14 protein-coding genes are annotated in these 12,509 nt (G+C 68.5%); 5 read left to right on the top strand and 9 right to left on the bottom strand.

Annotated features, from left to right (window positions below; translation table 11 throughout):
* Positions 1-7: 7 nt before the first annotated feature.
* The 4 genes from BOX37_RS04960 to BOX37_RS04945 all read right to left on the bottom strand — a co-directional run bounded on the left by BOX37_RS04960 (position 8) and on the right by BOX37_RS04945 (position 3,780).
* Entirely contained in the window at positions 8-1,165 is a 1,158-nt protein-coding gene (locus tag BOX37_RS04960) for an acyl-CoA dehydrogenase (protein WP_071926598.1), read from the bottom strand.
* A 169-nt stretch (positions 1,166-1,334) separates the two neighbouring features.
* Entirely contained in the window at positions 1,335-1,994 is a 660-nt protein-coding gene (locus tag BOX37_RS04955) for a TetR family transcriptional regulator (RefSeq protein ID WP_071926597.1), read from the bottom strand.
* A 20-nt stretch (positions 1,995-2,014) separates the two neighbouring features.
* A complete protein-coding gene (gene purE / locus BOX37_RS04950) occupies positions 2,015-2,521 on the bottom strand; it encodes a 5-(carboxyamino)imidazole ribonucleotide mutase (RefSeq protein ID WP_276207234.1) in 507 nt (168 codons plus the stop codon).
* Between the two features lie 32 nt (positions 2,522-2,553).
* The gene (locus BOX37_RS04945) at positions 2,554-3,780 is read right to left on the bottom strand and encodes a 5-(carboxyamino)imidazole ribonucleotide synthase (RefSeq protein ID WP_071926596.1); all 1,227 of its coding nucleotides are present in this window, start codon (positions 3,778-3,780) and stop codon (positions 2,554-2,556) included.
* Positions 3,781-3,819: 39 nt separating this feature from the next.
* On the opposite strand from BOX37_RS04945, the gene BOX37_RS04940 reads away from it, so the two are divergent.
* Positions 3,820-4,365, top strand: coding sequence for a GtrA family protein (locus BOX37_RS04940; RefSeq protein ID WP_071926595.1), 546 nt, complete (start codon positions 3,820-3,822; stop codon positions 4,363-4,365).
* A gap of 1 nt (position 4,366) precedes the next feature.
* On the opposite strand, the gene BOX37_RS04935 is transcribed toward BOX37_RS04940, so the two are convergent.
* The 3 genes from BOX37_RS04935 to BOX37_RS04925 are packed head-to-tail and all read right to left on the bottom strand — an operon-like array spanning position 4,367 to position 6,954.
* Positions 4,367-5,674: a sensor histidine kinase gene (locus BOX37_RS04935; RefSeq protein WP_071926594.1), complete on the bottom strand. Its 1,308-nt coding sequence runs from the start codon at positions 5,672-5,674 to the stop codon at positions 4,367-4,369.
* 6 nt (positions 5,675-5,680) lie between these two features.
* Positions 5,681-6,379 carry a response regulator transcription factor gene (locus BOX37_RS04930; protein WP_071926593.1) on the bottom strand — a complete coding sequence of 233 codons (699 nt, stop codon included), beginning with the start codon at positions 6,377-6,379 and terminating at the stop codon, positions 5,681-5,683.
* 41 nt (positions 6,380-6,420) lie between these two features.
* Positions 6,421-6,954, bottom strand: a complete 534-nt coding sequence (locus tag BOX37_RS04925) for a PH domain-containing protein (protein WP_071926592.1) — start codon at positions 6,952-6,954, stop codon at positions 6,421-6,423.
* A gap of 127 nt (positions 6,955-7,081) precedes the next feature.
* Between BOX37_RS04925 and BOX37_RS04920 the strand changes: the two genes are divergently transcribed.
* Positions 7,082-8,050 (top strand): acyl-ACP desaturase, encoded by a 969-nt coding sequence (locus BOX37_RS04920; protein WP_071931197.1) that lies wholly within the window; start codon positions 7,082-7,084, stop codon positions 8,048-8,050.
* 59 nt (positions 8,051-8,109) lie between these two features.
* On the opposite strand, the gene BOX37_RS04915 is transcribed toward BOX37_RS04920, so the two are convergent.
* Positions 8,110-8,907 (bottom strand): biotin--[acetyl-CoA-carboxylase] ligase, encoded by a 798-nt coding sequence (locus tag BOX37_RS04915; protein WP_071926591.1) that lies wholly within the window; start codon positions 8,905-8,907, stop codon positions 8,110-8,112.
* A gap of 124 nt (positions 8,908-9,031) precedes the next feature.
* On the opposite strand from BOX37_RS04915, the gene BOX37_RS04910 reads away from it, so the two are divergent.
* The 3 genes from BOX37_RS04910 to BOX37_RS04900 all read left to right on the top strand — a co-directional run bounded on the left by BOX37_RS04910 (position 9,032) and on the right by BOX37_RS04900 (position 11,806).
* A complete protein-coding gene (locus BOX37_RS04910; protein WP_071926590.1) occupies positions 9,032-10,672 on the top strand; it encodes an acyl-CoA carboxylase subunit beta in 1,641 nt (546 codons plus the stop codon).
* Positions 10,673-10,835: 163 nt separating this feature from the next.
* Positions 10,836-11,165, top strand: a complete 330-nt coding sequence (locus tag BOX37_RS04905; protein ID WP_071926589.1) for an acyl-CoA carboxylase epsilon subunit — start codon at positions 10,836-10,838, stop codon at positions 11,163-11,165.
* Positions 11,166-11,170: 5 nt separating this feature from the next.
* Positions 11,171-11,806 (top strand): Maf family protein, encoded by a 636-nt coding sequence (locus tag BOX37_RS04900; RefSeq protein ID WP_071926588.1) that lies wholly within the window; start codon positions 11,171-11,173, stop codon positions 11,804-11,806.
* Here the strand turns inward: BOX37_RS04900 and BOX37_RS04895 are convergent.
* Positions 11,732-12,490 (bottom strand): helix-turn-helix transcriptional regulator, encoded by a 759-nt coding sequence (locus BOX37_RS04895; RefSeq protein WP_071926587.1) that lies wholly within the window; start codon positions 12,488-12,490, stop codon positions 11,732-11,734. The genes BOX37_RS04900 and BOX37_RS04895 overlap by 75 nt on opposite strands.
* Positions 12,491-12,509: the final 19 nt, after the last annotated feature.

Genomic DNA, 12,509 nt, shown 5'->3' with positions numbered 1-12,509 from the left:
GAAGGACTCAGCGCAGGATCTGGCGGGCCATCACCAGTCGCTGGATCTGGTTGGTGCCCTCGTAGATCTGGGTGATCTTCGCGTCGCGCATCATGCGCTCGACCGGGAAGTCGGTGGTGTAGCCGGCGCCGCCGAAGAGCTGGACGGCGTTGGTGGTGACCTCCATGGCCACATCCGAGGCGAAGCACTTGGCGGCGGCGGAGATGAAGCCGAGGTTCTTCTCGCCGCGCTCGGCGCGGGCCGCGGAGGTGTAGACCATCAGGCGGGCGGCCTCGATCTTCATGGCCATGTCGGCCAGCATGAACTCGGTGTTCTGGAAGCTGGCGATGGTCTTGCCGAACTGCTTGCGATCCTTGGTGTAGGCGATCGCGGCGTCGAGTGCGCCCTGGGCCAGGCCCACGGCCTGCGCGCCGATGGTCGGGCGGGTGTGGTCGAGGGTCTGCAGCGCGGTCTTGAATCCGGTGCCCGGCTCGCCGACGATGCGGTCGCCGGGGATGCGGCAGTTCTCGAAGTACAACTCGGCGGTGGGCGAACCCTTGATGCCCAGCTTGTGTTCGAGCGGGCCGACCACAAAGCCCTCGTCGTCCTTGTGAACCAGGAAGGAGGAGATGCCGTTGGCACCCTTGTCGGCGTCGGTCACGGCCATCACGGTGTACCAGGAAGACTTGCCGCCGTTGGTGATCCAGCACTTGGAGCCGTTGAGGATCCAGTCGTCGCCGTCGGCCTTGGCACGGGTGCGCATCGCGGCGGCGTCGGATCCGGCCTCACGCTCGGACAGCGCGTAAGAGGCCATCTCGCCGTTGACGATGTCGGCCAGCACCTTGGTCTTGAGCTCCTCGGAGCCGTTGAGGATCAGGCCCATGGTGCCGAGCTTGTTGACCGCGGGGATCAGCGAGGAGGAACCGCAGACGCGGGCGACTTCCTCGATGACGATACAAGTCGCGACCGAGTCGGCGCCCTGACCGCCGTAGGCCTCCGGCACGTGCACGGCGTTGAAGCCCGCGGCGTTGAGCGCGGTCAGCGCCTCCTCGGGGAAGCGCGCGTTGCCGTCGACGTCCTTGGCGAAGGGAGCGATTTCCTTCTCGGCGAGGCCGCGGATGGCCCCACGCAGTTCGTCGTGGAAGTCCTCGAGCTTGAACAGGTCGAAATCGGGGTTTCCAGCCATCGGGGGCACTCTCCTGGTCGTGGTCGTGATCGCTGCGGTCTCACAGCGCGTCCTGCATCGGCACCCAGTGCCAATCCACCGAGGATTATACGCGCGGCACTCGGTAGCTACATGGGGATATACCGATGGCACTCAGTGTCACATATGGGCGCTGCGGCGCGCACGGCGCTCACAGGTTACCGAGCCGGGCGGAGAGGAGATCGGCCATCTCGCGCGGCGGCATGTCGCGCGGGAACACCGCGACCACCAGTTCGTCGGACTCGGCGCCGGCGCGCCTGCCGCGCGGAATCGCCGCCAGCTCGGCGCGCAGATCCGCCACCGTGGCCGCCGACTCCCCGCGCACCATCCGGCGCAGCAGATAGTTGTGCGTGGCGGTCACCGCGGCCGTGAACTGCACCCGCACCAGATCCGGCACCTCCGGCAGCCGCTCGCGCAGGAACTCGGTGAACAACCGCTCGTACCGGAACACCGTCACGATCTCGCGCTCGCGCAACGCGGGCACCCGCCGCACCACCTGATACCGCCGCGCGGCGATGTCGCGCCACTGGGTGAACCGCTCGAACACCCCGAGCACGGCCGCGCACACCGCGTCCCACGGATCCCCCTCGGCCCCCTCCAGAAACTCCTGGGCCGTCGCCAACTGGAACTCGTGATCGGCGAAGATCACGTCCTCCTTCGACCGGAACTGCCGAAAGAACGTCCGCCGCGAGACACCCGCCGCCGCCGCGATCTCGTCCACCGTCGTCGCCTCGTACCCCCGCTCGGCGAACAACCGCAACGCCTGATCCACCACCGTGAGCCGAAACTGCGCCGCATCATCGTGTGCCACAGCGACCACGGTAGTCAGCCTCAGCCCAGGAGCTTGGTGCGCAGGGCCTCGTCCTTGTCGAGCACCATTTGTTCGAGACCGGACTGGAAGTGCTCCATGCGGGTGCGCAGGAGGGGGTCGTGGGCGGCGAGGATGCGGACGGCGAGCAGGCCCGCGTTGCGGGCGCCGCCGATGGAGACGGTGGCGACGGGGACGCCGGCCGGCATCTGGACGATGGAGAGCAGGGAGTCCATGCCGTCGAGGTATTTCAGGGGGACGGGCACACCGATGACGGGCAGCGGGGTGGCGGAGGCGACCATGCCGGGGAGGTGGGCGGCGCCACCCGCGCCCGCGATGATGACCTTCAGGCCGCGGTCGGCGGCCTCGGTCGCGTAGTCGAGCATGCGCTGGGGGGTGCGATGAGCGGAGACGACGCCGACCTCGAAGCGGATGCCGAACTCGGCCAGGGCCTCGGCGGCGGCCTCCATCGTCGGCCAGTCGGAGTCGCTGCCCATGATCAGGCCGACCTGGGGACCGTTGCTAGTCACTGAAATTGTTCCTCTCGACAAAAAGGGGGTGGTTACGCGCCGCCGTGGGGGTCCCAGCCGTCGGTCCAGACCGCGTGCGACATCCAGTGCGCCGCCCGCTCGGCCTTCTCCCGGACCTGAGCGACATCGTTGCCCAGGATGTTGATGTGCCCGATCTTGCGGTCGGGGCGCTCGCCCTTGCCGTAGAGGTGAACCTTGGCCTCGGGCAGGCGGGCGTAGAGATGGTGCAGACGCTCGTCCATCGGCATCCCGGGGGCCTGCGCGGCGCCGAGGATGTTGGCCATCACCGTCACCGGCGCGAGGGGGGTGGTGTCGCCGAGCGGGTAGTCCAGCACCGCGCGCAGGTGCTGTTCGAACTGGCCGGTGCAGGCGCCGTCCATGCCCCAGTGCCCGGAGTTGTGCGGGCGCATGGCCAGCTCGTTGACCAGGATCTCGCCGTCGCGGGTTTCGAACAGCTCCACGGCCATCACCCCGACCACGCCGAGACCGGCGGCCAGCTCCAGCGCCATCGTCTCGGCCCGGGCGGCCAGGTCCTCGTCCAGATCGGGCGCGGGGGCGATCACCACGGCGCACTGACCGTTGCGCTGAACGGTCTCCACCACCGGCCAGGTCGCGGCCTGCCCGAACGGCGAGCGCGCGACCATCGCCGACAGCTCTCGCAACAAGTCGACCTTCGCCTCGGCCAGCAGCTGCACACCGTGCGCGAGCTGATCGGTGACCAGCCGGGAAGCCTCGTCCGCGTCGGCGGGCATCCACACCCCACGACCGTCGTAGCCGCCGCGCACCGCCTTGAGCACGAACGGCCAGCCGTGCTCGTCGCCGAAGGCGACCGCGTCGGCGGGCGCGGTGACCTCGACGAACGCGGGCACCGGCAGCCCCAGCCCGGACAGCTTCGTGCGCATGGCCAGCTTGTCCTGGGCGAAGATCAGCGCCTGCGGCGGCGGCGCCACATTGACGCCCTCGGCGACGAGCACCTCGAGGTGCTCGGTCGGCACGTGCTCGTGGTCGAAGGTCAGCGCGTGCGAGCCGAGGGCGGCCTTGCGCAGGGCGGACAGGTCGTCGTGGCTGCCGAACACGACATCGGGGGTCACCTGGGCGGCCGGGTCCTCGGGCCGCTCGGCGAGCACCCGCAGACGCTGGCCGAGGGCGACCGCGGCCTGGTGCGTCATGCGCGCGAGTTGGCCCCCACCGACCATGGTGACGGTGGGCATGGCAGACGAATCGAACGAACGTGCACTCACGTCGTGCAATGTTGTCATGTCGAATGCGAATCTTTGCTACCGGTACACTCAGAACTCGTGTCAATCGTCGACGACGTGGTCAGCGTCCTTCCTCCGCGCCTGCGCGATTCCGCGTACCGGCACAAAGAGCTGATCAAGTTCGCCATCGTCGGTGCCACGACGTTCGTGATCGACAGCGGCCTGTTCTACCTCCTGAAATGGACGATTCTGGCCGAGAAACCCGTCACCGCCAAGATCATTTCCGGTGTTGTCGCGGTGATCGCTTCCTACATTCTCAATCGCGAATGGTCGTTCAAGAACCGCGGCGGACGCGAGAAACATCACGAGGCGCTGCTGTTCTTCGGCGTGAGCGGGATCGGCGTCGCGCTGAGCAACATCCCGCTGTGGATCTCGAGCTATGTCTTCGACCTGCGCCAGCCGAACGTGAGCTTCCTCGTCGAGAACGTCGCCGACTTCGTCAGCGCGTTCGTGATCGGCAACGTGCTGCAGATGGTGTTCCGGTTCTGGGCGATGCGCCGCTGGGTGTTCCCCGACGAGATGAACCAGATCGTCGCCGAGTTCGAGGAACTGGTCGAGGAGGAGACCGAGCACCTCGGTCGCTGAGTCAGCGCGGCTCGGTGAGCGTCGCAGCGGGCGGCCGGTGCACGGTCGACCCGAGGAACACCGCGAACAGCGCGGGACGGCGCCGCTGCAGCTCCAAACGCCCGCCGTCGGCCTCGACCAGGGCGCGCGCCAGCGCGAGGCCGACACCGGTCGACCCGCCCGCGGAGAACCCGCGATCGAAGATGTGCGGCGCGAGCTCGTCGCGCACGCCCTCGCCCTCATCGGCCACCTCGACACAGATCAGCGGATGCCGCGAACTCATCGTCGGCACCGTCCGTACCGACACGATGCAGGTACCGCCCCCGTGCATGAGGGCGTTGTCGACCAGCACCGCGACGGCCTCGCGCAGGCGAGATCCGGTGATCGGCGCCTGCAGGGACTCGTCACCGATCAGGCGCAGTTCGCGGCCCGCCTCACGAAAGGGGTGGGTCCACTCGGCGACGACGCCGCGCAGCTCCGCCATCACCGGCACCGGGTCACGGTCGGCGGCATCGGAGTCGCGGGAGGCGCGCACGAGGTCGTCGATGGCGTCGGTGAGCCGGTCGACCTGCGCCATCGCCTCCTCGGCCTCGTGCACCACCTCCGGGTCGGCGTGGGTGGACAGCTCGTCCAGACGCAGCCGCACCGCGGTCAGCCTGCTGCGCAGCTGGTGGGAGACGTCCGCCACGAGCGCGTGCTCGCGCTGCAGGCGACCCGCGATCTCGACGGTCGCCGAGTCGAGCACATCGGAGACCCGGTCCAGTTCGGCGATGCCGTGCCTGCGCGGATCGGGGCGGAAATCACCCATCGCCAACCGGGCGGCGCGGGCCGCGACATCACGGAGCGGATCGGCGACCCGGCGCGCGGTCACCACCGCGACCGAGAACGCCGCACCCAGCGAGGCGAGTACGGCCAGCGCGACCGCGGCCACGGCCTGTTCCTGTCTGGCGTGCATCGGCGCGGCGGGCACCTCGAGCCGCAGCGAGCCCGAGGTCCCCATCGACAGCGATTCGACCAGTGGCTCGTCGAGATGCTCGACGCCGAGGTCGGTGCGCGCGGCATTGTCGGTCGGGGTCGGGTAGACGATCGTGAGCTTGCCGCCCTCGGGCACCAGCGCTCGGATGGCGCGCACGTCGAGGCCGTGGGGGACGGTGCCGTCGACGCTCTCCTGGGCGATCACCTCGGCGGCGACCTGCTCGAGGCGGGTCTGCAGATCGTTGCGGGTGATGTCCTCGACCCACAGCCAGGCGGTGTAGATCAGCGGCACGCCGAGCACCACCGTGGTGATGGTCAGCACGGTCAGGATCGAACGCAGGATGCGGCGCCGCACCGCCGGTCAGCCTCGACTCGAGGACGGTCCGTCGGTGTTCAACCGGAACCCGACCCCGCGCACGGTGACGATGCGACGCTCGGCCATCGGGCCCTCGTCACCGATCTTGCGACGCAACCAGGACATGTGCATGTCGAGGGTCTTGGAGCCGCGCAGGTCGGCGTCGCCCCACACCTCACGCAAGATGGTCTCGCGCGCGACCACCTGACCGGCCCGGTCGATGAGTACCTTGAGCAGCTCGTACTCCTTGTTGGCCAGGTTCACCTCGGTCCCGTTGACCAGCACCCGGCGTGCGGCCGGTTCGAGCCGGATACCGCCGACCTCCACCGCGTCGTCACCGATTCCGCTGCGCCGCAACAGCGCTCGCACCCGGGCCAGCAGTTCGGCGAGGCGGAACGGTTTGCCGACGTAGTCGTCGGCGCCCGCGTCGAGACCCACCACGAAGTCGACCTCGTCGGTGCGCGCGGTGAGCATCAGCACCGCCAGATCGGCGCCGCTGGCCCGCACCTGCCGACACACCTCCAGACCGTCCATGCCGGGCAGGCCCAGGTCGAGGATGAGCAGGTCGTGATCGCCTTCGAGCGCGCGGCGCAGCACCGCGGGGCCGAACCGTTCGACGGTGACGGTGTAACCCTCACGGCCCAGCGCACGCGACAAGGGTGCGGCGATCGCCTCGTCGTCTTCGGCCAGCAGTACTGCGGTCATCTGCACAGGTTAGGTCGTCGCGCCCGGCCGGGCCCGCCACCTCACCGATAGCCGCCGGTCCACGGCTGGTCACCGCGCCCGCGGTCGGCCTCGAAGACCTGGTGGTAGAGCAGCGAGTGCACCTGCTGCACCTGGGGGATGTCGTCGTATTCGAGCGGCTCCTCCGAGGACGAGCCGATGATCAGCGTGCCGGTACCCAGCATCCGGTCGACCACCCCGTGCCGGAACTGCACGCTGGAAATGCGGCTGAGCGGGATGTCGATCCCGGTGTGAGTGATCACGCCCTGGCGAACCAGCACGCGCCGCCCGGTAACGATGAAATGCGTCGACTTCCAGGCGATCACCGCCGCGATCACTCGCCAGCCGACCACACCGACCCAGACCAACCCGATGAGGAGCAGGAGCACCATGCGCACCTGATCTTCGGTGTTGCGCCAGGCCAGGCCACCGAGGAAACCGGCGATCGCGGTGGCGCCGATCAGCGTGACGATGGGCCAGAACAGCATCTTCCAATGCGGGTGGCGGTGCAGGATCAGCTGCTCGTCGGGCGCGAGGACATCCTCCGGGTAACCCATGACCGAACGATACCGCGCTGTGGCGCCGCATTTCTCGATGCCACGGCCGAGGCGATACTGTGGATTACACGCTAGCTGCCAGGTTTTGCCCATATCTGCTTGCTCGACACCGACAGTGGAGGCACGCGTGACCAAAGATCTGACTCAGCTCGAAATCCTCACGGCCCTCGAACCTGTGGCCGAACAGAATCTGAACCGGCACCTTTCCATCGCCAAGGACTGGAATCCGCACGACTACGTCCCCTGGGAGGAAGGCCGCAATTTCGCCGCCATGGGCGGAATCGATTGGGAGCCCGGACAATCCAGGCTCACCGAGGTCGCCAAGGCGGCGATGATCACCAATCTGCTCACCGAGGACAATCTGCCGTCCTATCACCGTGAGATCGCCGAGAACTTCTCCCAGGACGGCGCCTGGGGCACCTGGGTCGGTCGCTGGACCGCCGAGGAGAACCGGCACGGCATCGTGATCCGCGACTACCTCGTCGTCACCCGCGGGGTCGACCCGGTGGCCCTGGAAGAGGCGCGGATGGTCCACATGACCGCGGGCGCGCACGCACCGGCGAACTGGGGCGGGTTCCTGGTCAACGTCGCCTACGTGACCTTCCAGGAGCTCGCGACCCGGGTCAGTCACCGCAACACCGGGCGCGCGTGCGACGACGCCGTCGCCGACAAGATGCTGTCCCGCATCGCCACCGACGAGAACCTGCACATGATCTTCTACCGCAACCTGTGCGGTGCCGCGATCGACCTGGTCCCCGACCAGGCCATGCCCGCGATCACCAAGGTGCTCACCAACTTCCAGATGCCCGGCGCCGGGATGCCCAACTGGCGGCGCAACGGCGTGCTGATGGCCAAGCACGGCATCTACGACCTGCGCCAGCACCTCGACGAGGTGGTGCGCCCGGTCCTCAAGCAGTGGAACGTCTTCGAGCGCGACGACTTCGGCCCGCGCGCCGAGGCCGCGCGCGAGGAGCTCGCGCAGTTCATCGACAAGCTGGAGAAGGACGTGCTGCGGTTCGAGGAGCAACGCGACCGGCTGCTGGCCCGCGAACGCGTGGTCGCCGAACGCAACGGGGTCGGCGCGGCCGCGCGCTGATCTGTCGACCTGCCGCGGCCGGGCACGGCGGCCGCGGCAGGTGTGCGCGGGACCGCGGGTCAGTACTGCCCGCGCAGATGGGAGACGTCGCCCGCCGAGACCGCGGTGTCGCCGATGAGCAGCCGACCGGTGTCGTCGATCCCGGTCGCAACGCCGGTGACGACCTTGCCGCCCGGCAACTCCGCCCGCACGTCCAGCCCGATGGTGGCGCAGCGGTCGCGGTAGGCCGCCGCCAGTTCGTCACTCGCCCAGCCCGACCGCTCCCAGGCGGTGAAGCGGCGCGCGAACTCGGTGAGAATCGCGGCCGAGAGCGCGGTGCGATCGGTATCGGACGCACCGGCCACGGCCAGCGAAGTGGCATGCGGGACAGGGAGTTCCGCTTCGGCAAGGTCGACGTTCATGCCGATCCCGACGACCACTGCGGGCGCGATCCCGGTCGCGGCCACTTCGGCGAGAATGCCGGAGAGCTTGCGACCGTCGAGCAGAACATCGTTGGGCCACTTGAGCTCCGGGGCGAGCCCGGCCGTACCGCGCAACGCGTCGACGACCGCGACCCCGGTCAGCAGTGGCAACCAGCCCAGTGCCGCGGGGTCGATACCGGGCAGTCGCACCAGGATCGACAGCGAGATCTGCGCGCGCGGCGGACTCACCCACGCGCGGGCATGACGACCGCGTCCGCTCACCTGCTCCTCGGCCAGCAGTGCCTGCCGGTCGAGGACCGGGTCGACGGCCCGGGCAACCAGATCGGCATTGGTCGATCCGGTCGATTCGACGACGTCGATCCGGTCGTAGAACAACGGTGCCGGAGCGGCAAGGGAGCTGCGCAGACGCGGTACGTCGATCGGTGCCCTGTTCATTCCCGGCACGCTACCCGTCACCGACCGTGAACGATCATGACCACAACCACCTGCGGTTTCTCTACTGCCCGGTAAACCAGACTGCCGTAGTGCGACGACGTGTCACTCGTTACACTCGCAACCCATGACGAGTGTCCAGCAGCAGCCCGCCTCGGAATCGGCGGGCGCCCCCGATATCCACACCACCGCCGGGAAGCTGGCTGATCTGCGGAATCGGCTGGAAGAAGCGCAACACCCGATGGGTGAGGCCGCGGTCGACAAGGTGCACGCCAAGGGCAAGATGACCGCGCGTGAGCGCATCCTCGCTCTGGTCGACGAGGGCTCCTTCGTCGAGCTCGACGCCCTCGCCAAGCATCGCAGCGTGAATTTCGGCCTGGAGAACAACCGCCCGCTCGGTGACGGCGTCGTCACCGGCTACGGCACCATCGACGGCCGCGACGTGTGTCTGTTCTCCCAGGACGTCACCGTGTTCGGTGGTTCGCTGGGCGAGGTGTACGGCGAAAAGATCGTCAAGGTCATGGACCTGGCCATCAAGACCGGTCGTCCGCTGGTCGGCATCAACGAGGGCGCGGGCGCGCGCATCCAGGAGGGCGTGGTCTCCCTCGGCCTCTACGGCGAGATCTTCCACCGCAATGTGCAGGCCTCCGGCGTGATCCCGCAGATCTCGCTGATCATGGGCGCCGCGGCCGGTGGGCACGTGTACTCCCCCGCACTCACCGACTTCGTGGTGATGGTCGATCAGACCTCGCAGATGTTCGTCACCGGTCCGGACGTGATCAAGACCGTCACCGGCGAAGAGGTCACCATGGAGGACCTCGGCGGCGCGCACACCCACATGACCAAGTCCGGCGTGGCCCACTACGTGGCCTCCGGCGAGCAGGACGCCCTCGACTACGTCAAGGAACTGCTGGGCTACCTGCCCAGCAACAACCGCGCCGAGGCCCCGCGCCACGCGCCGAGCGACCCGATCGACGGCGCGATCGAGGACTCCCTCACCGACGAGGACATCGAGCTCGACACGATCATCCCGGACTCGCCGAACCAGCCCTACGACATGCACGAGGTCATCCGCCGGCTGCTCGACGACGACGAGTTCCTCGAGGTGCAGACCGAACGCGCGATGAACATCATCTGCGGCTTCGGCCGGGTCGACGGCCGCAGCGTCGGCATCGTCGCCAACCAGCCGACCCAGTTCGCCGGCTGCCTCGACATCGACGCCTCGGAGAAGGCCGCGCGCTTCGTGCGCACCTGCGACGCGTTCAACATCCCGATCATCACTCTGGTCGATGTGCCCGGCTTCCTGCCCGGCACCGGCCAGGAGTTCAACGGCATCATCCGCCGTGGCGCGAAGCTGCTCTATGCCTACGGCGAGGCCACTGTGGGCAAGATCACCATCATCACTCGCAAGGCCTACGGCGGCGCTTACGACGTGATGGGTTCCAAGCACATGGGCGCCGATGTGAACCTGGCGTGGCCGACCGCGCAGATCGCCGTGATGGGCGCTTCGGGCGCCGTCGGATTCGTCTATCGCAAGCAGCTCTCCGAGGCCGCCGCGAACGGCGCCGATGTCGACGCTCTGCGCCTCGAGCTGCAGAACGAGTACGAGGACACCCTCGTGAACCCCTACGTCGCCGCCGAGCGCGGTTACGTCGACGCGGTCATCCCGCCCTCGCACACCCGTGGCCAGATCGTGTCGGCGCTGCGACTGCTCGAACGCAAGATGGTGACGCTTCCGCCGAAGAAACACGGCAACATTCCGCTCTGAAAACGCGATATCCCGGATAGGCCGCGCACACTGGTTGCTTGGACGCAACTATTGATCGGCGCGTCCGGACCGGGAATGATCGCGGTTACCGCGCTGTGACATCGAAGCACCACGCTTCGGACCGGGGAAGATCTCCCGGACGAGGCAGGAAGGATCTGGCACTGTGACAACTGTGGCAGAAGAAGACGTGTTGACCGCCGCCGAGCTCGAGCTCGTCGTCGAACCACTCGTCGAAGAGGTCGAACTGTCGGTGAGCGCGGTGGCCGAGGAGCCGGTGGCACCCATCGGCGAGCCGTTGTTCCACGTCCTCAAGGGCGCACCCACCGATGAGGACATCGCTGCGCTGGCCGCCGTGCTGAGCGCGGCCGCTGCCGCGGCGCCCGCCGAGGGCACGCGCGGTCCGGTCGACGCCTGGGGCAAGCCGACGATGATGCACCGGGGCACCTCCCCGTTCTCGCCGTACGCGTACCCGCTGCTGTCGCACCTGCGCTGACGCGGGTGACGAGACTGGTACTGGCTTCGGCCTCCCCCGCCCGTCTCGGAGTTCTGCGCACGGCGGGCATCGATCCCGTCGTGCGCGTCTCCGGAGTGGACGAGGACGCGGTCGCGGCCGCGCTTGCCCCTGAGACCACCGCCGACGAGATCGTCGTCGCCCTGGCACGCGCCAAGGCGGTCGACGTCGCCGCGGTGATTCCCGAACTCGCCGCCGACTGTGTCGTCGTCGGCTGCGATTCGATGCTGCTCGTCGACGGGCAGCTGCAAGGCAAACCGCACACCCCCGAGGTCGCGCGCGAGCGCTGGGCAGGCATGGCCGGTCGCAGCGCGGATCTGCTCACCGGGCACTGTGTGCTGCGGCTGCGCGAGGGCGTGATCGTCGCCGAGTCGGCGCAGTGCAGCTCCACCACCGTGCATTTCGCGAAGCCGGGGCCCGACGAGCTCGACGCCTACATCGCCACCGGCGAACCGTTGCAGGTCGCGGGGGCGTTCACCCTCGATGGCCTCGGTGGCTGGTTCGTCGACCGGATCGATGGCGACCCGTCGAGCGTGATCGGCATCGGCCTACCGCTGCTGCGCAGGCTGCTCGAAGACGTCGGAGTCGGTGTCACACAGCTGTGGCGGGACGCGCGGGGCTGACGGCGCGATCACCCGCTGTTCCCCCGTCGTCGCCACGGATTCCTCCGCCGCCAAGGTCAGTTCCAGCCGAGCCGAACACAGCTCGGGCTCGACGAACGGGTGCAGGCGCACGTCGACGCGACCACGGGCCCCGTTGCGCTCGAGCACTTCCCGCATCAACCCCATGTGCACCCCGCACACCACCTCGGCGTGCGAGCGGGCCAGTTCCCGCAACGGGCAGGCGGTCAGGTTGATCTGCACGAGTTCGGGCGTCTCGCCGACCAGTTCCTTCTCCGGCGCGAACCCGAGTTCCGACATCAGCGACATGGTGATGTCGCGCGCGTCGGCCAGTGTCTCGACCGGCTGCGCGCCGATGTCCATCCTGGCGCCCCAGGCACGACCCGCCTCGACGGCGGCGGCGGAGCGGCTGATCGGGTCGGGGCCGAGCTGGTCGGCCAGCACCTGCGCGAGCTCCTGGTAGCCGACCGAACGCTGCACCGCGCGATAGCCGATGCGGGGGCGACCACGGCCGCGGGGCGGCTGCTGGAATTGGCGAACCAGCGATTCGCGGGTGAGGACATCGAGGTGGAATCGGACGGTGGTGACGTGCTGTCCGGTGATCCTGGCCAATTCCTGGGCATCGAGGGGCTCGGTGGCGCCACGTAGGATCGCGAGCAGTCGTCGTCGCGGCCAAGAATCGGACATAGCTCACCCCTCCTCTCCA

The organism is Nocardia mangyaensis (assembly GCF_001886715.1).
Classification (GTDB): Bacteria; Actinomycetota; Actinomycetes; order Mycobacteriales; family Mycobacteriaceae; genus Nocardia; species Nocardia mangyaensis.
The sequence above is the reverse complement of the archived record's forward strand: the minus strand, read 5'-3'. Positions and strand labels throughout refer to the sequence as shown.